General features: G+C 58.5%; 17 protein-coding genes. 12 read left to right on the forward strand and 5 right to left on the reverse strand.

Annotation, left to right across the window (positions count from 1 at the left end):
• Positions 1-404: 404 nt before the first annotated feature.
• The 3 genes from ACR0IM_RS08950 to ACR0IM_RS08960 are packed head-to-tail and all read left to right on the forward strand — an operon-like array spanning position 405 to position 5,381.
• A complete protein-coding gene (locus tag ACR0IM_RS08950) occupies positions 405-2,828 on the forward strand; it encodes a DUF3141 domain-containing protein (RefSeq protein ID WP_480681575.1) in 2,424 nt (807 codons plus the stop codon).
• Positions 2,825-4,219 (forward strand): bifunctional enoyl-CoA hydratase/phosphate acetyltransferase, encoded by a 1,395-nt coding sequence (locus ACR0IM_RS08955; RefSeq protein ID WP_480681576.1) that lies wholly within the window; start codon positions 2,825-2,827, stop codon positions 4,217-4,219. The genes ACR0IM_RS08950 and ACR0IM_RS08955 overlap by 4 nt, the downstream gene beginning before the upstream one ends.
• Entirely contained in the window at positions 4,212-5,381 is a 1,170-nt protein-coding gene (locus ACR0IM_RS08960; protein ID WP_480641642.1) for an acetate/propionate family kinase, read from the forward strand. Before ACR0IM_RS08955 ends, ACR0IM_RS08960 begins: the two co-directional genes overlap by 8 nt.
• Before the next feature lie 5 nt (positions 5,382-5,386).
• On the opposite strand, the gene ACR0IM_RS08965 is transcribed toward ACR0IM_RS08960, so the two are convergent.
• From ACR0IM_RS08965 to ACR0IM_RS08985, 5 genes are all read right to left on the reverse strand, one after another.
• The gene (locus ACR0IM_RS08965) at positions 5,387-5,860 is read right to left on the reverse strand and encodes a hypothetical protein (RefSeq protein WP_480681577.1); all 474 of its coding nucleotides are present in this window, start codon (positions 5,858-5,860) and stop codon (positions 5,387-5,389) included.
• A 10-nt stretch (positions 5,861-5,870) separates the two neighbouring features.
• Positions 5,871-6,128: a hypothetical protein gene (locus ACR0IM_RS08970; RefSeq protein ID WP_480591456.1), complete on the reverse strand. Its 258-nt coding sequence runs from the start codon at positions 6,126-6,128 to the stop codon at positions 5,871-5,873.
• A gap of 114 nt (positions 6,129-6,242) precedes the next feature.
• Positions 6,243-6,914, reverse strand: coding sequence for a D-lyxose/D-mannose family sugar isomerase (locus ACR0IM_RS08975; protein WP_480681578.1), 672 nt, complete (start codon positions 6,912-6,914; stop codon positions 6,243-6,245).
• Positions 6,915-6,930: 16 nt separating this feature from the next.
• A complete protein-coding gene (locus tag ACR0IM_RS08980; protein ID WP_480681579.1) occupies positions 6,931-7,857 on the reverse strand; it encodes a carbohydrate kinase family protein in 927 nt (308 codons plus the stop codon).
• A gap of 38 nt (positions 7,858-7,895) precedes the next feature.
• Complete coding sequence (locus ACR0IM_RS08985) at positions 7,896-9,974, reverse strand: family 1 glycosylhydrolase (protein ID WP_480681580.1); 2,079 nt, start codon at positions 9,972-9,974, stop codon at positions 7,896-7,898.
• Positions 9,975-10,181: 207 nt separating this feature from the next.
• On the opposite strand from ACR0IM_RS08985, the gene ACR0IM_RS08990 reads away from it, so the two are divergent.
• The 9 genes from ACR0IM_RS08990 (at position 10,182) to ACR0IM_RS09030 (ending at position 21,162) form a co-directional block, all read left to right on the forward strand.
• Positions 10,182-10,934 (forward strand): sugar phosphate isomerase/epimerase family protein, encoded by a 753-nt coding sequence (locus ACR0IM_RS08990; RefSeq protein ID WP_480641637.1) that lies wholly within the window; start codon positions 10,182-10,184, stop codon positions 10,932-10,934.
• Positions 10,934-11,980 carry a LacI family DNA-binding transcriptional regulator gene (locus ACR0IM_RS08995; protein ID WP_480681582.1) on the forward strand — a complete coding sequence of 349 codons (1,047 nt, stop codon included), beginning with the start codon at positions 10,934-10,936 and terminating at the stop codon, positions 11,978-11,980. Before ACR0IM_RS08990 ends, ACR0IM_RS08995 begins: the two co-directional genes overlap by 1 nt.
• Positions 11,981-12,002: 22 nt before the next feature.
• Entirely contained in the window at positions 12,003-12,752 is a 750-nt protein-coding gene (locus tag ACR0IM_RS09000) for a basic amino acid ABC transporter substrate-binding protein (protein WP_480681584.1), read from the forward strand.
• Between the two features lie 65 nt (positions 12,753-12,817).
• Positions 12,818-14,461 (forward strand): amino acid ABC transporter permease, encoded by a 1,644-nt coding sequence (locus ACR0IM_RS09005; RefSeq protein WP_480681585.1) that lies wholly within the window; start codon positions 12,818-12,820, stop codon positions 14,459-14,461.
• Positions 14,458-16,422 (forward strand): beta-galactosidase, encoded by a 1,965-nt coding sequence (locus ACR0IM_RS09010; RefSeq protein WP_480681586.1) that lies wholly within the window; start codon positions 14,458-14,460, stop codon positions 16,420-16,422. The genes ACR0IM_RS09005 and ACR0IM_RS09010 overlap by 4 nt, the downstream gene beginning before the upstream one ends.
• Positions 16,423-16,570: 148 nt before the next feature.
• Positions 16,571-17,695, forward strand: a complete 1,125-nt coding sequence (locus ACR0IM_RS09015) for an extracellular solute-binding protein (protein ID WP_480681587.1) — start codon at positions 16,571-16,573, stop codon at positions 17,693-17,695.
• Between the two features lie 117 nt (positions 17,696-17,812).
• Entirely contained in the window at positions 17,813-18,925 is a 1,113-nt protein-coding gene (locus tag ACR0IM_RS09020; RefSeq protein WP_480641633.1) for an ABC transporter ATP-binding protein, read from the forward strand.
• 12 nt (positions 18,926-18,937) lie between these two features.
• Entirely contained in the window at positions 18,938-19,858 is a 921-nt protein-coding gene (locus tag ACR0IM_RS09025; protein ID WP_480591420.1) for an ABC transporter permease, read from the forward strand.
• Positions 19,855-21,162, forward strand: coding sequence for an ABC transporter permease (locus ACR0IM_RS09030; protein ID WP_480591417.1), 1,308 nt, complete (start codon positions 19,855-19,857; stop codon positions 21,160-21,162). The genes ACR0IM_RS09025 and ACR0IM_RS09030 overlap by 4 nt, the downstream gene beginning before the upstream one ends.
• The last annotated feature ends 9 nt before the right edge of the window (positions 21,163-21,171 follow it).

The raw sequence follows: 21,171 nt of genomic DNA on the forward strand, positions 1-21,171 counted from the left end.
TACGGTACCTCAATAGCGTTTCTAAAGGTGATGAATTTTGATCCAGATCATAAACGAGAGCTTTATTTTTCATCGCTTTGTATACCTCTGATTGTTCCGGATTGCCGCTGCGGTTGCGAGGGGAAGAATGGGTCAACGGTTCGCAGCGGTTCTAGCGAAGAATCCGCCTAAACTCCCCTGCCGAGGGCAAAACACCATTGTCAATTTTTCTTGCTATGCGGCATTGCGGCATTGAGTTTGAGTCCCATATCGAAACTCAGTATGCTGCATTGCAGAATGCACGGAAGGGCGGGCTGAATGTTCAGACTGGACGGAACCAGAGCGGTTGTCCTCGGCCTCGCCTATCACCTGCCATTGGCGAAAGGTGTCAACGCCTGAAACCGGACTGGGAAAGGAAGAGGCTCATGTTTTCGAATGTCCAGAAGACCTCGCTGAAACTAGGTTCAGAGATGGCGCAGGATGCGGCAGCGGTACAGGACCGGACGTTTGATATTGTGACCCGTGCGCTGGATCAGTCGGGGGTGCAGTGGCACCTGCTGGCCAAATCTGTGCGGTTGCAGTCGACAAAGATCGCCGAAACTCACTCGGAACGCACCCGTGACCTGATACAGGGATTTGCCGATGTGTCGCAGCACCTTGTGGGTTCGCAATCCGTGGCAAAAGACTGGGCGGCCTATCTGAAGGACGCCTCGCAGCGGGTGGTGTTGACCATGGACGCGCTGCGCGAACGTGGCGATGTGTTTCTGGAGCATGAGGCTGCAGGCTGCCCCCCGGTACTGGTTTATGACTACGAGATCATAGTCGACGGAAAGTCCCTGAAACGCGCCTGCAATTACCAATTGCTGCGCATCCTGCCGCCCAAGGGTGTGACAGTTGTGGATACGAAACGCCCCTATATCATCATTGATCCGCGCGCGGGTCATGGTGGTGGGATCGGGGGTTTCAAGCCGGACAGTCAGGTGGGCGTTGCCCTGTCGAAAGGCCATCCGGTGTATTTCGTTAGTTTTGGGCGTGATCCGGTGCCCGGCCAGACCCTTGCCGATATCATGCACACCGAGGCCGGTTTTGTCCGCACCGTGCGGGCGCGCCACCCGGACAGCCCTCAGCCCGTGGTGACGGGGAACTGTCAGGGCGGGTGGGCGACCTTGCTGATGGCCGCCTGCAATCCGGACCTGACCGGGCCGTTGATCCTGAACGGTGCGCCGGTTGCGCCATGGTCAGGCGAGGTGGGCGAGAACCCCATGCGCTACAACGCCGGCGTTCTGGGGGGCACGTGGCAACCGATGCTGTGGTCCGACCTGGGTGCGGGCACGTTCGACGGTGCTAATCTTGTGATGAACTTCGAACAGTTGAACCCCAGCCGGAACTATTTCGGCAAGTATTTCGACCTCTATCGCGACCCCGAAGCGGGCTGGAAACGCTTCATCGACTTTGAACGCTGGTGGGGTGGCTATTTTACCCTGAACGAGGCAGAAATCCACTGGATTGTCGAGCAGCTGTTTGTCGGAAACCGGTTGGTCAAGAACACCGCGCAGTTGGAGCCAGGTGTTCCGGTGGACATCAAGGAGATAAAGGGCCCGATCTTTGTCTTCGCCAGCCAGGGCGATAACATCACTCCACCGCAGCAGGCGCTGAACTGGATTGCCGCCACTTATGCCGACGAAGAGGAAATTCGTCTGCGCGGGCAGCGGATCATCTACATGCTGCATGACGAGGTCGGCCATCTGGGCATTTTTGTTTCGTCCAAAGTGGCGCGCAAGGAGCATACCGAGCTGGCCTCGACTCTGGAAACGGTCGAAGCGATGGCGCCAGGTCTCTATGAGATGGTGATCGAGAACATAGAAGGAGAAGGTCAGGACAAACGGTTTGAGGTTCGGTTCTATGACCGTACTTTGGAAGATGTGGCCGCGCTGGACGATGGGCAGGAGGACGAAGCCAGCTTTGCCGCCGTGGCCCATATGTCCGAGGTACAGGCCAACGTCTATGAAACCTTCGGGCGTCCTGCTGTGCGGTCGCTGTCAATGCCGATGGGGGCGAAAGCCCTGCGCGAGCTGCATCCTTTACGGGTGCAGCGGGCCGCCATGTCCTCTGCGAACCCTGTGATGAAGGGCGTGGAGCATCTGGCCGATACAGTGCGCGAGCAGCGCGAACCTGCCGCGCCGGACAATCCTTTCCTTGAGCTTGAGAAACTGACCGCTGACTGGATCGAACAAGTCATGGACCTGAACCGGGACCTGCGCGATGCGTGGTATGAGGCCGCGTTCTTTACGCTCTGGGGTGGGCCACTGGCGACCTGGTTCGGTAAGAAATACGCGGCGCACCGCACCTTGCCAGACCCTGAATCCCTCCGCTCGTTGCCGCAGGTCGAGGCTGCGCTGGCGCATATGAAACAGGGCGGCCTGCCCGAGGCTGTGATCCGCCTGCTGATCCTGCTGGGTGCCAGCAATCAGAGCTTCCGGGCCGAGATTCTGCACCGATGGGCACATGTGTTCAGGAATGAAGCACCCTTCAAGAATCTGACTGTCGAACAACGTCAGCGGATGCTGCACGAACAGACCGTGATCGTGACCTTTGACGAACAGGGCGCGATGGACTCGTTGCCCGATCTGCTGCCGCGTGCGTCTGAAAGAAAACAGGCTGTGGATCTGATCAAGCGTGTTCTGGGCGATATCCCGGACCCGTCGCCCGAACTTGTAGGGATGGCGCAGGCGCTGTACGAGACACTCGATCTTGCTGAGGTTGAAAAGAAATCCGATGCCACGACCAAGCCTGCCCCCAAATCCCGGGCGCGCAAGGCTGCTGCAGTGAACAAGGCCAAACAGCAATGAAGATAGAAGAAAACCGCACTTACGCGCAGGTGGAAGTAGGCGACGAAGCGCAGGTGACGCGCCTGTGTACGATCGACGACCTTTACGCTTTTGCTTCGGCATCGGGCGATCACAATCCGCTGCATCTGGCGGGATATGATGGCGATGGTGACGGCCGCCCCGAGGCAGTGGCCCCGGCCCTGTGGCCTGCAGGCCTGATAGCGGCAGTTCTGGGCAATATCCTTCCGGGTGCGGGAACGCAGACCCGTTGGGCGAACCTGTCTTTCCACCTTCCCGTCGTGGCGGGCGACGAAGTTACCGCTTTTGTCACCGTGACTGAAAAGCGCGAGGATGGTGATTTGCTGTGTGCCGCCGAAGTGCGCCGCGTCGGCGATAATGCTCTGGTTCTCAGCGGCGAGGTTCAGGTGACGCCGCCAGCCAAGCACATGACCTTCGACTCGGTGGAAGTGCCCGGCCTGATCGTTCAGCGCCACCGTCACTTCGACGCGCTGATCGCACAGGCCGAGCCGATGGACCCGATGCCCACCGCAGTGGTTGCCCCGGAAGAGCCGAACTCGCTGGGGGGTGCGCTGCTGGGCAAGGCCAAGGGCATCATCACGCCGATCCTGTTGGGTGACCCGGACAAGATCGCCGCTGCTGCGGCCGAACTGGGTGCCAGTCTGTCGGGGATCGAAATCATCGAGGCCAACAGCCATGAAATCGCTGCTCATCGCGCGGTTGACCTTGTGGTCGAAGGCAAGGCGCAGACCTTGATGAAGGGGCATTTGCATACGGATGTGCTGCTGCGCGCGGTGTTGCGTCGGGACAGGGGGCTGCGGACAGGGCGGCGCCTGTCACATGTGTTCGTAATGGATGTGCCTGGCATGTCACGGCCTATTATGGTGACGGATGCGGCAGTCAACATCGCCCCCGACCTGGAAACCAAGGCCGATATCGTACAGAACGCTATCCACTTGGCGCATTCCATCGGGATCGAAACGCCGAAGGTTGGCGTTTTGTCGGCGGTTGAGACGATCAACCCGCATATGCCCTCGTCTGTGGATGCTGCGCTGCTGTCGAAAATGGCCGAGCGCGGGCAGATCACAGGCGGTCTGGTCGATGGCCCTCTGGCGATGGACAACGCGATTGATCTGAACGCGGCGCGCACCAAGGGCATTACCTCCGAGGTCGCCGGAGCCGCAGATATTCTGGTGGCTCCGAATATCGAGGCGGGGAATATGGTGGCGAAACAGCTGACCTATATCTCGCACGCTGAGGCGGCGGGGATCGTTGTTGGTGCCGCTGTGCCAATCATTTTGACATCACGGGCAGATGATGACGCGTCGCGGCTGGCTTCTTGCGCTGTTGCTGCGCTACATGCACGGACGAACAAAGGTAAAATCCATGGCTGACCATGTTCTGGCGTTGAACGCCGGATCTTCTTCGTTGAAATTTGGGCTGTATGAACTGGGCGAGGGCAACCGTCCCAGAATGCGGTGGCATGGCCAGATTGAACGCTTGGGGGATGCTCCTCGACTGCTGGCGGAATCCTCCGGAGGGCGGTCAGTCGACCAGCCGCTTACCGACGCCAAAGGGCATGATGGTGCCATTCAGGCCTTTCTGGATATGGCACAGGAGTATCTTCCGGACATTCACATCCGCGCTATTGGTCACCGGGTCGTTCATGGTGGAACCGTTTATTCCGAGCCCGTGCAGATCGACGAAAAAGTTGTTGAAACACTGGCCGAGTTTGTTCCTTTTGCCCCGCTGCACCAACCCTATAGCCTTGCCGGAATTCAGGCGGCCAGCGCCGCCTTTCCCGACACGGTTCAGGTTGCCTGTTTCGACACTGCCTTTCACCGGACACACCCGTGGGTCAACGACACTTTCGCGTTGCCGCAAAGCTATTATGACAAGGGTGTGCGCCGTTACGGGTTTCATGGCCTGAGCTATGATTACATCACGCAGAAACTGAAGGAAATTGCCCCGAGCCTGTATGACGGCCGCGTGGTTATCGCCCATCTGGGAAACGGGGCATCTATGTGCGCGGTCTCTGGTGGACGGGCGCTTGCCTCGACCATGGGCTTTTCTGCGCTGGACGGATTGCCGATGGGCACCCGCAGCGGACAGCTGGACCCAGGTGTCGTGCTTTACATGATGCAGCAGGAGGGCATGAGTGCAGATGAAATCGCCGAAATGCTCTATCGCAAGTCTGGCCTGCTTGGCCTGTCGGGAATGTCGTCCGATATGCGCACTCTTTTGGCTGCGGAAACGCCCGAAGCGCGTCGCGCGATCGACTACTACGTTTTCCGTATACGCCGTGAACTTGGGGCGTTGTCCGCCGCGCTGGAAGGGCTGGATGCCTTGGTTTTTACAGGCGGGATAGGCGAGAACGCGGCTCAGATCCGACAAAGGGTTTGCGAGGGAATGCGCTGGATCGGGATCGAGATGGATCCCAACAGAAACGCCGATGGCGGCACGGTTCTGTCGACTGACTTCAGCCGTGTTCGAATCCTTACGATCCCAACGAACGAAGAGATGGTGATTGCCCGCGCCGCAGCGCGAATGATGTAAACGCTCTATTGGTCCGGCTTGTTTTTTCGCCGCCGGGCGTATCTGACCAACATCCCCAGGATCGTGCTGATGACATCGGGCGTCAGCGCGCCCAGCGGGTCGCGCCTGAGGCCTGCTACGGTGCCGCGCGCCTCGGACAGGGTGTCTTTGATCTCGGTCTCGATGTCCTGCAAGGCCATGTCGCGCAGCTCCACCGCCGCTGTTGTATCGGCCTGCGCGTTCTGCGTATTGGCCACCAGCGCAAGGATCAGCGCCAGCAGCAGGTTGGCCCCGGCCATAATCAGGGCCGCCAGCGGTTTTGACAGGATTGCAGACAGCCAGAAAAACCCGGCCACATTCATCATGATGACCGCCAGCCCTACGGCCAGCCCCGCTGCGGCATAGAAACCGGTGCGACGTGCGGCCACCGCCACATGGCGTTGCGCGATCAGCCGTTCGGCACGCAGAATGATCGAGATATTGCGGGAAATGCGGCTCATGATCGGGCTCCTACCGGGACCGGCCTAGCAAATAGCCAAGCGTGAAAATACCAAGCGCAAACAGGATCGGTCGTTTTTGCGGCAAGTCTTCCAATTCGGTCAGGGCTTCTTCCAACTGACCGGACCAGTTGTCGAAGTTTTCGGCAATTCTGTCGGCCACTGTGTCATGCGGCTCTGGTTCAGGTGCCTGTTGGCTGGCCGCCTTTTGCTCGTCCAATTGGCGGCGCAGATCGGCGACCTGGGCTTCAAGCTCGGCTTTCGTGACCATGGGACCGGTCCTCTTGCAATGGGCGCGCGCGGGTTGAGGCTAACACCCTCAACCCCGGCTTCAAGGACCATGTTAATGCGCTTTTCCGGTTTAGGAAAAGGGACTTATCTTTTTTCAGGAATAGTAGTCCGCGACCAGAAGGAAATCGGGCGCGGCGTCTTCTTCGATGGTGGCGAAACGAGGGATCGGATCTTCGAACACGTTATCGGTGCGGTCGTCATTGACGGTCGAGACTTCACCGATCAGACAATCGCCCTTTTCGGCCCAGAACGCGTGCCAGATGCCAGGCATCAGGGTGACGCTTTCGCCAGGTTTCAGGCGTAGCAGCTCGCCGGGTTTGATAGTGACCGGGCAGCCATCGCTGGGCACGATAACGGGGTTATCGCGGTCAATGCCACCTTCGGCGTCCGAGGCATAGATTTCCATCACCAGATCGCCGCCGCCCCGGTTGATGATATCCTCGGCCTTGATGATGTGGCGGTGCATCGGCGACAGCTGTTTGTCGCGTGAGACCAACAGTTTTTCCGCATAGAGCATCCCCCGGCCGTTATTCAGATCGCCCACTTCGCCGTTGCGCAAAGTGAATAGGAACAGGCCAAGTTCGTCAAAGCGGCCCTGCCCGTAATCGGTAATATCCCAACCCAACCCGCGCTCGCGAATGCCGGCGGCCTTGTCGCTGCGCATCTGTTCCGGAGGCCAGTTGGCAAAGGGCGGTAGAACCGCACCGAATGAGCGTATAAAGGCCTCGGCCTCGGTCTTGATGGCATTGATGTCGGATCGTTTCATGTCGGTCTCACAAGGGTCAAAGCTCGTGCACCCAAGGCGGATTTGCCCCAGGGCGGGATACGGTGACGGCGGCGACTTTCGCACCCTTTAAGAGGGCTGCACGCAGTTGGTCGGGAGTTAGGGCGTGTAGGGCGAGTTTGTTTAGGTGGCCCGCACGTTCGAGTTCAGCCAGAACGCCAGCGTTGAATGTGTCGCCTGCACCGACCGTGTCCACCACCTCGACCGGTGGAACGGGGACCGAGATTTCGGACCCATCCGCCAGATAGCCAGACGCTCCGTCGCTGCCCCGGGTGACAATCACAACGGCCGGTCCTGCCTGCAGCAGCAGAGGCACTTTCTCGGCGATGCTTTCGGGGCCAGGGACGATCCAGTCCAGATCCTCATCCGAGACCTTCACGATATCCGCCTGCGCGATCATCCGGTTGAGCCGGGTGCGATAACGGGTCTGGTCCTTGATGAAGTCCGGACGGATATTCGGATCAATCATCACCGCCCGATCCGCCCCGTGTTTGTCCAAAAGCGCGGCATAAGCATCCGCGCAGGGTTCGCAGGCCAGGCTGATCCCGCCGAAGTACAGTGCGGATACCGCTGGTAACTGGTTTGGCATGTCCTCGGGCAAAAGCATCCGCCCGGCCGAGTTTTCATCTATGAAGCTGTAGGTTGCGTGCCCGTCTTTCAACTGCACAAAGGCCATCGTCGTTGGGCGGTCCGAGCGGATCACATGGTTGTCGTCCACATGGCTGGCCTGCAGGGCCGAGGCGAGCTGTTGCCCGAACATATCCGAAGACAAGCCTGTCAGCAGCCCGGCTGGTGCCCCCAGTCGTCCCAATGCAACAGCCGTATTGAAAACGGCACCGCCCGAATGGGGCACAAACCCCTCATCACCCGAAGCGGTCAAGGTAGGGATCATGTCGATCAGGGCTTCACCGCAGCACAAGATCATGCCGGGTCCTTTCTAATTCATGGGATCGGGCGGTCAGTCTACCGCGCGAGCGCACTTTTGCAGAAATTGTTAGCGCCAACAATGCCAAATTCGTCCTGTTCTGACACATAGAGGTTGAATGTGCGCCGCAGATCGCTGAACCGGCCACCCGCGTTGAACGCGTCGCGGAATGCTTGTTGGAACAGCCAGCGGTTTTTTTTGGCAACGCCGCCGACAAGGAAAATGCCACCGGTGGGCATGAGCACGACGGCCAAATCGCCCATGACCGCGCCCAAGTGAGCAGTGAACATATCGGCGGTTCTCACCGCGATCGAGTCTGTTTGCGCTCGGGCGTCATCCAGAATGTCTCTGGCGCTGCGCACTGGTGTATCGGCCTGACCGGCTGCCATGCCAGCGGCTTGGTACAGGATCGGCAGACCGGTGCCGCTAAGGAACATTTCGGCCTCTAACACCAGAGTATCGTCAAAGAAGCAATCCGGAGCGATCTGGCGGGCCGCGCGGAAAATCTCGACCTCATCGACGTGGCGGGGCGATAGGCCGATATGGCCTCCTTCTCCCGATGCTGTGTGGTAACGCCCTTCCGAAAAAAGCAGGGCGCCGACGCCAAGTCCGGTGCCCGACCCAACCACCAGCCTTGTGCCGGGGGGTGGTGTCGTGGCTCCTTGCAGAACTTCGACATCGTCGCCGGTGACTTCGGCAACGGACCATGCGGCAGCGGTGAAATCATTGATCACAAAGGTATGCTGCGCGCCGGTGGCCCTGCCGATATCACTCTCGGACAGATCGAGGTTTGCGTTGGTCAGGCGGATGGTTCCGTCCTTCACCGGCCCGGCCCCTGCGGCGACGACGGCGCGCGGATCTGTGCCGATCTCGTCGCGCAGGCTGTGAAACGCCTCGAGCAATTCGGGCAGGGCACCTGTGGGGTACTTGCGGAGGTCGGTCAGCTTGCCGTCCGAGATCACGCCCAGTCGCGTATTGGTGCCGCCAATATCGGCGACCAGGTTCCAGTGTTCATGCATGACACCGGTGGGCTGCGCGAGAGGCAGCGACACCGCGCCGCCTTCCAACGTTGGCCGCAAAGTATGCACGTCCGTCGACGTTGTGCGGAAGAAACAGCCTTTTACCGGCAGGCTTTGCTCCAGAGCGTTCTGCACGGTTTGTAGATGCTGGAAAATCCCGGAAGAACCCTGTTGGCGTTCCGAACTGCCCGTTTCGATGAGATAGATGGGCAGGTCTTTCGTGTATTTTTTCTGGATCCGGGTCAGGGCCAAGGGGTCGATCTGCCCGTAGGCGTCACAATTCAGCCCGCACCAATCGATGGGGGTGCTGATAGTGTCGAAATCGCTTTGCCAGCCCTCCGGCAGGTACTGCTCCAAATCCGTCAACGTACTTTTGGGGTAGGCGTTGTTGAAAATGCCGCTTAACAGGTCGAAGGTTTGACAACGGTTTTTGGTCGAGGCTAGGGGGATTTCCACTCCCAGATTGGTCATGCCCAGCCCGCGCATTGCCTCAATTGAGCGGCCATGCGCAAGCAGCATGTGATGCATCCTGCGCGCGGCGGTGCGGGCGTCGCACGAGCCCGTGGTATCAAGGTACAGATCGCCAAGAAACGCAGGCGCGTCTATTGGCGCAACACTGAACATGCGATCACCGATGCGGCTCATGACGGTCTCGGTATAGTCGGCAAGCCAGCCCGTACTATCGCGGTTTCGCCAGCCCCCCAGATCGGCCAGTGCCAAAGGAAGCTCCTTGCCGCACAACGTCGCACAGGGCCGAATGCCGTGTTCCAGCAGGGTATCGATCAGGCGATCGTAGTCGTCCAACCCAGCCTGTTTCACCGATCCTTGGCCGTCGGGCAGAACATGTGCCCAAATGATCGAAAAGCGATAGCAGTCAAATCCGGCCTTAAGCACAGGGTCAAGGGCTTGCGGCTCGGATTTTTTGTAACCGCCAGAGGTCGCAAAGCCAAAGAGGAAGTCCTTGGGGAAATCAGCGCGGGTGTTTTGCATGATCAGTACCTGTTGGGCGGGACCGGTAGGGGTGCCACCTATCAGCTTGACCTCCGGCATTCCAGTTTCACGTGGGGCATTCACTGCTGCGGCCCGTTTATTTGGCATTCTGGTTCTGTTTCATGAAGTCGGCGATATCAAAAAATGGTAGCGCTAACAATACCTGAATCGTTATCCCCGTCAGATAAGGTAAACATCATTGCGAAAAATCATCTGGCTCAGGCGAAGAATGCACCGCTGAACCCTTGTCTTGACAAGTGTGGTCAAGCTGTTTCAACCTAATTGAAACGTTTCAATTCAGGATAAGCCCGGGAAATGCGTATAGCAGCGCAACTATATACTGTCCGGCAGGTTGGGGATCTGGCGTCCCAGCTTAACCTGGTTGGTGCCTGCGGGTTCACAGATATCGAAACGATCGGGTTTCATGATCTGGCCCCTCGGGACATGGTGCGGCAGGTCGTACGTTCTGGTTTAACCGTGCGCTCGGCCCATTTCGACTGGGAAGAGTTTGAAACGCGGTTTGACGAGATTCTCGATCTGTTGAGCCTATTGAAATGCCAGGTGGCTGTCATGCCTTGGCTGTCACCCGAGGCGCGGCCCGACACGTCCGAGGGATGGATGGACGTGTCGGGCCGGTTGGCGGATTGGGCTACCCGGCTGGTGGCGCATGGGGCGTGCCTCGCTTACCATAATCACGATTTTGACCTGACCGGACGCCCCGGGGAAACGCCTCTGGACCTTATTTTGTCGCATGAAAACCTTTACTGGCAGCCCGATATCGGGTGGCTGGCGGTTTCGCAGCAAGATCCGGCAATACTGTTGCAGCGTTATTCCGACCGGATTGTTTCGGTCCATGCCAAGGATGCAGAACCGTCGGCAGGTCAGGGGGACGAGCGTTGGCGCAATCCGGGGCAGGGCGTCGTGGATTGGCCCCGTGTGCTGCGCATTCTCGCAAGCAGCCCGTGCTCTGATCTGTTCGTTGAACATGACGAAACGCTAAACCACGCGGAAACCTTGCGAACGGGGCGAACCTTCCTGATGCGACAGCTTGCAGCGGAGGTCGGGTAGTGGCGCGCGCGACGATCAAATCCATCGCGAAAGAAACGGGATATTCCGTAGGCACCGTCTCGAACGCGCTGCGCGGGGCAGCGTCGGTCCGGGAAAAAACACGGCAGGAGATTGAGCTCGCCGCCACCCGGCTTGGCTATCGCGTCAACATGGACGGGTTAAAACTGCGCACCAACAAGTCTTACCGCGTTGCCGTTTTGGTCAGCGTGTCGCCGGACGCGGCCGATGAATGGGAAGGGGTGGAGTTCACTCGCATTCTGGCCGGGATCTCTGCGGCGCTGCAGGGCTCGCGGTATGAAATGAGCGTGTTCAACGTGGCAGATATCCCGGACGCGATGACAGTACTGGCGCGGGTCGTTCAGGATGGGCTGGCTGATGGGGTCATATTCTCAGGCACGTTGCGCGGTGATCCACGCATCGCGTATCTGCAACAAAACGCGTTTCCCTTTGTGACCATGGGGATGAGTGACAGCAAAACACCCCATGCCTATGTCGATTTCGACAGTCAGGTCGCTGCCTTCGATGCCACTACGCGGCTGGTACAGCTCGGTCACCGGCGTATTGCGTTGGTCAACCCTCCGGCCGAGCTGATCTATGCGAGTCAACGGCAAGCCGGATATGAACAGGCCCTGACCAACGGCGGGATCGCGCCGGACAAGGCCCTGGTCTTCAACGGACCCACCACGGCGCGCACCGGGCAGCACAGTTTTGACGCGCTGATGCGGCTGTCCAACCGCCCCACAGCCTGTATTTGCGCCAACGAAGCGATGACGCTGGGCGTGTTGTCCGCCGCCCATGCCGCCGGGATTCGGGTTGGCCGGGACCTGGTGGTGATTTCGACCGACGATCTGCAGCTTAGCCGCTATTTCGTACCGCCGCCCAGCACCTATTATGTGCCGATCGAAGAAACGAGCCGCTTGCTGGGCGAGTACATGTTGAGAGCTTTGGACGGGGCTGACCCGTCCGAAACCCAGAAAAAGATCAGGGCCACACTTATCAAGCGGCAACCTGACACCCCCACGCCGAAAACGGCGTCTGTCAAATAGACCAACAGAAGGAGTAATGAAGATGTTCAAGAAACTACTGGCCGCAGCCGCTTTGACAGCACTGGCCACCCCGGCGGTCTTCGCCGCCGATCTGGAGGGGCGCGTGCTGAAAATCGGCACCGATGCCACCTATCCGCCGATGGAAACCGTCGATGAATCGACCGGTGAGATAGTAGGGTTTGACGTGGATGTGATGAATGCGATCTGCGAGAAAGTGAATTGCGTTCCGAACTTCGTCAACACTGCCTGGGACGGTATCTTTGCCGGGCTTCAGCAGGGGGAGTTTGATCTGGTGATCTCGGGCGTTTCGATCACGCCGGAACGCGAAGAGTCGATGGATTTTTCGGAGCCCTACATCGTGGTTAGCCAGGCCATTTTGTTGCAGGTCGACAATGGCGACATGACATTGGACGACTTCAAGGCCGGTGGTCAGAAACTGGCAGCGCAGACCGGCACCACCAACGCGCAGCTGGCCGAGGAACTGGTGGGGCGCGAGAATGTCAGCCTTTATGATAACTTCTCGGCCGCGATTCTGGCGTTGCAGAATGCGGATGTGCAGGGCGTCATCATCGACGGCACCTCGGCCGCAGCGTACGAACAAGAGTTCGCGGGTGAATTGACTGTGGGTATCACCGGCCTGAAATCCGATCCGCTGGGTATCGTGTTCCAGGAAGGTGACGCAACGGTTGATGCCATCAACGAAGGACTGGCGGCGATCAAGACCGACGGTACTTTGGATGCGTTAATCGGAAAATACTGGGGCACCGAATAACCCGGTCTGGCCCGTAACGGCCCGGTACCACCGGTGGCTGGGCCGCATATCAGCAGAGAGGTCTCATGTCGCGCTTAAGCTCGGTCCGCCCGAGCAACCTTGTGTTGCTCGCTGCTGCCCCGTTCATCATCTATTTGTTTGCCACCTCTTCGAAATACCTGCGGTCGCTGGTTGCAATTTTGGGGATTGGCAATGATGCCGGGCCGATTTTCGTCGGGTTTCTGGTCATTCTGGCGGTGACTGTTCTGGGCTATCTCTGTGCTCGCAACGCTCGGTTTCCGGAGGCGCCGGGATGGTTGCGTTTCACGGCGCTGGCCGCGTTGCTAGCAGCTGTGGCGTTGGCAATTCTGGGGTTTGCCGCACCGCAAGTGCTGATGCCCTTTGCAGAGTCCGTCTTCTTTCACGCGCTCAGCGAGAACACATCGACTCTGATCGACAGGTCTTCGCAAACCTGGGTGCTGTTTCCAAAGGTGGTCGACAAGGTTCAGGCCGGTCTGCAGATCATGCTGGTGATCTACGCAATTGTTATTGCCGCAATCCTTTTGAGTTCCTACCTGCCCGACGGGTTGCGGGGTTATGTGCAACTGGGGTTTGAAATCCTGACCGGCGCGGTGCTGTTCTACCTGATGTTCATGGCGCATTGGCAATTCGCTACCGGTGTGGCGATCACGTTCCGCGCGGCCATCTTCGCCTACATCTTCGCCGCTATTCTGGGCCTGATCTGGGTTGGGTTGCAATCGTTCAAACCCAAGGCCCGCACGACCGTCACTTATGGCTGCATCAGCCTGGCCCTGCTGGCGATTTCCGCATTTTTCTTCATGCAGCCACAAGTGAAATACGAACTCATCGGTACGCTGGATGCCCGTATCGCCATCGTGCGCGGTACCCCGCAAGCTCAGGCGGACATGATCCGCTTTGGTGAGTTTCAGGAGGGCGAGAACCAGCAATACCGTATTCGCAGTGCACCCGACGCGGCCACTGCGCTGGAGCAGATCGAAACCGTGGACAGCGTATCCGGCGCTTTTGTCCCCGTCGGAACAAACACAAAAGGGTATCCGGTGATCTGGCAGACCAGTTTCCTGCCCGACAAATACCGAAATCCGGCGCTGGCCTTTGCAGTCTTTGGCTTTTTGCTGTTGACCCTGACCGTTGGCGGAGCCCAGCACAAGCTGCACCCGCTGGCGGTGGGGGCCGAGTTTTTCGTCGATACGATCCGCGGCATTCCGATGCTGGTGATCATACTTTATATCGGCTTGCCTTTGGCTGGGGCCGTAAAGGATGCCACCGGTGGCGGCATCGACATGACCAACATGACGCGCGGGATCATTGCGATTTCCGTGGGCTACTCCGCTTACATGGCCGAGATTTTCCGATCCGGCATAGAAGCCATCCCCCGCGGGCAGATTGAGGCGGGCGGCTCGCTCGGCTTGTCGCGCTGGCAAACCGCGCGACTGATCATCCTACCGCAGGCGCTGCGCATTGTGACGCCGCCCTTGGGCAATGAATTCATTGCAATGATCAAAGATACCTCGTTGCTGTCGATCCTCTCGGTCCGCGACATGACCCAACGGATGCGCGAGTTTCAGGCGGCCAGTTTCCTGCCCTTTGCACCGTTCAACACAGCGGCCGTCCTTTACGTGGTGATCACCTTGGGTTGCGCCAGCTTCCTGAAATGGATCGAACGCCGCACGGCAAGGGAAGACCGATGAGCAAACTGGAACTGGGGGTTTGCTATTACCCCGAGCAATGGGATAGGTCGCTTTGGCACGAGGATGCAAGGCTGATGGTCGAGATGGGCCTCGACTGGGTGCGCATTGCCGAATTCACCTGGGGTTTGATCGAACCCGAGCGCGACCGGTTCCAATGGGACTGGCTGGATGAGGTGATTGAACTTCTCGGGGGCGCCGGTCTTCGCGTGATGATGTCCACGCCGACGGCTGCGCCGCCGAAATGGCTGATTGATGAGTATCCAGAAATTTTGCCGGTTGGCCCGGATGGGCGGGTTAGAGGATTCGGGTCCCGTAAGCATTATTGCTTCTCGAGTAATGTTTATCTGGCCGAGTCCTGCCGGATCGCCACCGAGTATGCGCGCCGTTATGGTGAAAACCCTCATGTCTGCGCTTGGCAGATAGACAATGAATATAATGACCACGACACGGTACTCAGCTACTCGGACGCGGCCCGCGACGGGTTCCGGCGTTGGCTGGCGGAGCGTTACGGCACCATTGAAAACCTGAACCGGATATGGGGCACCGTGTTCTGGGCCTCTGTTTATTCCAGCTTTGACCAGATTGAGTTGCCCAACGGCCTGGTGGCGAGCCCCAACCCGACACACGCGCTGGATTTCGCGCGCTACTCCTCGGACCGGGTGCGATTGTTCAACCGCGCACAGGTGGACATCCTCCGGCAGTACTCTCCGGGCCGGGATATCACCCATAACTTCATGGCTGGCAGTTTTGAGTTTGACCACCACGCAGTGGCTGCTGATCTGGATATTGTCGGCTTCGACAGCTATCCGCTGGGCAATCTGCTGGGGTCGACCCTGTCAGATGAGGATAAGCGTCGAAACCTGCGCACCGGTGCGCCGGACTATCAGGGGTTTCATTGTGACCTCTACCGATCACAGGGCAAAGGGCGCATGTGGGTACTGGAACAGCAACCTGGTCCGGTGGACTGGGCCAAAAAGAACCCTTCCCCCGCCGATGGCATGGTTCGCTTGTGGACATGGGCGGCCTACGCGCACGGCGCGCAGGCTGTGATGTTCTTCCGCTGGCGACAGGCCAGATTAGCGCAAGAACAGTTTCATACGGCACTGCTGCGCTCGGACGGAAGCCTGGATCAGGCCGCTCTGGAACTGGCGCAGGTGGTTCAGGAGCGTGATGCACTACCATCGACCACGCGCCAACGGGCACCGGTGGCCATCTTGCTGGACTACGCGTCCATCTGGGCAGCAGATATTCTGCCCCATGATGACGCGTTCCCGAATGCTCAGATCATTCGTGAATGGTATGCCGGGCTGCGCGCCCAAGGGGTTGATCTGGATTTTGTTGGTCCTGAAGACGACCTGACGGGCTATGCGTTGATCGTGCTACCGCAAAGCATGATCGTCTTGCCAGACCTGGCGAAACGGCTGCGGGACAGTTTGGCTAAACTGTTGATCGGCGCCCGTGCCGGCAGCAAGACGGATGACATGCACACGCCCCAGAACCTTGCCCCCGGAGAGTTGGCCGATCTGGCTGGCGTCCGGATTCTGAGAGTCGAATCACTGCCGGATCTGGCCCGCGAATCGGTGCGCCTGGAGGACGGCACGCAGCATGAGTTCACTGGCTGGCGCGAAATCATCGAAACCGCGAATAAGGTAACAGCCCGTTTTTCAAGCGTTTACCGCGACGGCAGCCCGGCGATTGTGCAGTCGGATCGGTCGATGTACCTGGCGATGATCCCGCGCGGACCGTTGTTGCAGGCTGTTCTGGCCGAGGCTCTGAGATGGGCAGACATCCCCGTGACAGAAAACTACCGGGATGTGCGCATCACGCGTCGGGGTGAGCTGTGGTTTGCCTTCAACTTCAGTGCAACTGCGCAGGTCTTGCCCGGTTCCGAGGATCGTCAATATCTGGTTGGTACTTCTGAAATCCCGCCCTATGGTGTCTCAGTCTGGACAGAGCCGTGACCTGATCCTGGTTCTGACGGGCGTGAATGCAAACTGGACTTAAGAAAACTGGTAACTGTCACTTTTGGACTGACAGCTCTGCATCAAAGGTCTAGCCTGCACTTACATAACAAAAAGAATACAAAGTCCAACAACGGGAGAAACGAAAATGGCTGAACGGAAAACGCTTTCCAGACGCTCTGTCCTGAAAGGCGCAGGTGCTGCTGCGCTGGCGGCACCGCTGTACAGCAAAAGCGCGCTGGCGTCCTCGGGTGAGATCAACATTCTGATGTGGTCGGATTACCTGCCGCCCAGCTTCATTCAGAAGTTCGAGACCCTGACCGGGATCAAGGTGAACTACACCGGTATCGGGTCAAACGAAGAAATCATCAACAAGATGAAGGCGACCAAGGGTCAGGGTTTTGACATCGTGTCGCCGACCAACAACCGCTCGCTGCAGTGGGAGCCGCTGGAACTGCTGCAACCCTTCGACATGAGCAAGGTGCCGATCGATCTGGTGAACCCGGCGATGGCCTCGATTGGTACGGATGCATGGAACTTTGGTGACAGCGGCGTCCACTGGCTGCCGCATATCTGGGGCACCGAAGGCATCGCCTACCGTACTGACCTGTGGCTGCCGGAAGGCGACGCGCCGTCTTATGGTGATGTCTGGTCGGAAGAAAACGCAGGCAAGACCATGGGCCGCGCGCATTCGATGATGCTGGGTGCGGGTCTTTACATGGAACGCGCGGGTGAGATGGAGCCGGGCTCGGTCTGGGCCGCCTACGGCGACGAAGAGACCATGCGCAAGGTCTGGGGTCAGATCACCGACTGGTGCATCGAACGCAAGAACCGAATCAAGTTGATCTGGAACGACGCGGACACCCAGAAAAATGGCCTGTTGAACGAAGGCGTAGTTGTCGGTCAGACTTGGGACGGCCCGCCGCTGGCGCTGAAATCGGCGGGTGAGCCGGTGCACTATCAAGCCCCAATCGAAGGTGCGATGGCATGGGTTGATGGTATGTCCATGCCGACAGGCGCGGCCAATATCGATCAGGTTTATGCCTTCATTGACTTCGCCTATCAGGCGAAACCAGCCGGTGTGGCGATTGACAGCCACGGTTACAACTCGCCGGTTCTAGGTGCCGACCAATACTCGGGCGACACCTACAAGAAGAACTTTGCCGAGGCCTATCCGGGTGACTCGCTGGCCAACCTCAACCCGTGGCCGGCCGAGGCGCCGTGGTATGCGGAAACCCGCACTGAGTTCGTCAACAAGTTCAAAAGCGCCTGATTGCTGTGTAACGCCGCCCTCCGCCAATGTGCGGGGGGCCATTCACCCGCGCGCCGTTCGGCGTGACGGATACTATTATGGTGCGGTCTGCAACCGTACCTGACGGAGATACCAACAATGAGTGCAGGGGTCGGTGTAGATCTTGAAAACCTGTGGATCCGTTTCGGTGACTTTGTCGCCGTGCGGGACGCCAATGTGAACATCAACGGGGGTGACTTCTTTTCGTTCCTTGGCCCCTCGGGCTGCGGTAAGACGACCATCCTGCGCGCGGTCTCGGGCTTTCTGGACCCAAGCGAGGGCCGGGTTCTGATCGGCGGCAATGACATGCAGGGTATCGGCCCGAACAAGCGTCCGACTGCCCTGATCTTTCAGAACCTGGCGTTGTTCCCGCTGATGAAAGTGTGGGAAAACATCACCTTTTCCATGGAGATCAAAGGCGCCAGCGCCACCGAACGCCGCAAGCGTGCTGACGAGTTGCTGGATATGATCGCTCTGCCCGGGCAAGGTGATAAGCTGCCCAGCGAATTGTCCGGTGGTCAGCGCCAGCGTGTTGCGATTGCCCGCGCCTTGTGTGCCGAGCCGGATGTGCTGTTGCTGGACGAACCGCTCTCCGCTTTGGATCTTAAACTGCGCCAGCACATGCGCACAGAATTGCGCGAAATTCAGCAGCGTGTCGGCATCACCTTCATCTATATCACCCACGATCAGGGCGAGGCGCTGACCATGTCGGACAACATCGCCGTCATGCGGGCCGGGGTGATCGACCAGATTGCGGATGGCAAAACCATTTACAACGACCCCAATACCGCATTTGCGGCCTCGTTCGTGGGTGAAAACAACGTATTCCGCGGCAAAATCAAGCAGGTCATGGGGAGCGAGGCACTGATCCGGACGAACCGCTCGGGCGATCTGGTCGCGCGGATTTCAACGGCCAATCAGGGCAAGATGAAAGAAGGCGACGATGCCATGCTGTTCATTCGCCCCGAAGCCCTTGCCATCGCGCCCGACGGCGCTACCGGCGATCACTTTGTTACTGCGCGGGTGAACCATGAAGAGTTTGAAGGCAACGTCTTCAACATTTTCACCGAAGGCGAAGGCGGCAAGGAGATCAAGGTATCGATCCCGAACCATGGTCAGTCCTTTAAGGATCACACAGGACAGAACATCACGCTGGAATACGAAACCCACAACGCGGTTCTGGTTCCGGCGGGTGAGCTGGCCGCGGAATAGGGGGACGAACACATGCCCCGCTTTCTGAAAGAGTTTTTCAATCGCAATGGTACCGGAATGGGTCTGGCCATATTGGGTCTGGTTCTTTTCTGGACTGTCGGTCTGATCATCCTGCCGCAATTGTCGATGTTGGACTTCTCATTCCGCCCGAACTTGCCGCCGCCAGAAATTGGCGGGCCAAAGGACGTCTATACGCTGGAGAACTACAAGTACCTGATCTACGGCCCGGAAGGCGGCAGTCAGGACTATAACGCGGTCGACCTGAGGGTCTTTTTCCGCACATTGCTTGCAGCGGTCTGCGTTACAATCTTCAATCTGATCCTCTGCTATCCAATTGCCTACTATCTGGGCCAATCAAAAGGCAGTCATATCCGCATCTTCGCGATCATGCTGATCATCCCTTACTGGATCAACGAGATCCTGCGGGCCTTTGCGTTGCGGATCATCTTTGGCGAAACCGGTGTTCTGAATACCCTGTTCATGGGGCTTGGCATCTGGGATACGCCGTTTGACTTCATCCGCAATGACATCGCGCTTTATGCCGGTCTGGGCTATGCCTACATCCTTCTGATGATCTTCCCGATGTATAACGTTATAGAAAGCCTGGATAAAAACCAGATCGAGGCCGCGCGCGACCTTGGTGCGCCTTGGTGGAGGATTCACTGGCGAGTGGTCATACCCTACGCCAAGCCGGGCATCAGTTCGGGCTGCACCATGGTCTTCATGCTGTCCGCAGGAGCGCTGGCCGCACCGCAGATTCTGGGCGGGCCGTCCAGCTTGTGGTTCACGCAGCTGATCTATCAACAGTTCAACGACAACAATGACTGGCCGCAGGGGGCCGCCTACGCCATCGTGCTGCTGGTGACCTGTATCCTGTTCGTGCTGGCGATGATGCGTCTGTTCAAGGTGAACATGGGGGATATCGGGAAATGAACAATTCCTTCCTCCGCATAAGCATCTGGGTCTATCTGGTCATCTTCTTCCTGTACCTGCTGGGCCCGCTGGTGATCATGTCGGTTACGGCGTTCAACTCTTCGGTTTTCCCGAGAATGACACCGTGGGAATGCCTGACCTTCCAGTGGTTCGGAGAGCTGTTTCAGGACCAGCGTATCCTGAACGGCATCAAGAACTCACTAATCATCGGCGCTGGGACGGTTGTTTTGTCGGTGGCGATGGGTCTGGCGGGAGCGCTGATGCTGACGCAGATCTGGCCCAAGCTGCGCGCGACCTATTACACGGTCATCATCGCGCCGATCCTGATCCCGGGCGTGGTTCTGGGTATCTCGACCCTAGTGTTCTGGGACCGGATCAACCGGATGCTGGGACTGGGTGCGGACAGCGTATTGTCGAACGGGATTTTCCTGACGGTGATCGGGCAGTCCACCTTTATCGCCAGCTACTGCATGCTGGTGCTGGTGGCGCGGCTGCAGCGTTATGATATCGCCTTGACCGAGGCGGCGCTGGATCTGGGTGCCAGCCATGCGCAGGCGTTTCGTAAGATACTGTTACCTTTCATGCGCCCGGCCATTGCCTCGGCGGCGGTATTGGCGTTCCTCGCCTCGTTCGAGAACTACAACACCACCACTTTCACTTTTGGCGAGTATCCGACGCTGACCATCGAACTGGCGCAAAAGGTGCGGTATGGTATCACGCCGTCGATCTCGGCGTTGGCCTTCATCATCGTGGCGCTGACCGTGTTCTTTGCCCTGTTGAACGAGGCCAAGCTGAAACGACAGGAACTGGTTGCTGCCGCGCGCAAGAATGCCACGGTCGAGGAGTTGGCGGGCAAAATCAAACTGCCCAGCTTCTTTTCCGGCAACACGGCCGCGGTTCTGGTGGTTGTTTTTGCCGTTGCCACGATCACCCTGATCGGTACCGCGACGGCTTACAACCCGGCGCAGTGCATCGCCGACGTGCGAGAGCAGAAGCAACTGGAAGCCCAGCAGCGCATCGAGGAGTTGCGTAAGCAGCGTGAAGAACAGCGCAGACAGCTTGAGGAAGAACGCAAACAGCGCTTTGAAGGCGTGTTTGAGCCCGGTGATCTACAGCCCGGAACAACGGAAGAGGAAGCAGAGCCAGACACCGGCACCAATAACTCTGGTTTCGGTAACGTGTTTGCACCGAACACCTTGGGTGGTGATGGTGAGGAGGGCGAACCGGACCCAGAAACGCCGCCTGCCAGCAATGGCGGCTTCGGCGGGGCTTTTGACCCCAACAGCCTGCAAAACGATCAGTAAGCTTCGCGC

Source organism: Ruegeria sp. BF6, assembly GCF_056538665.1.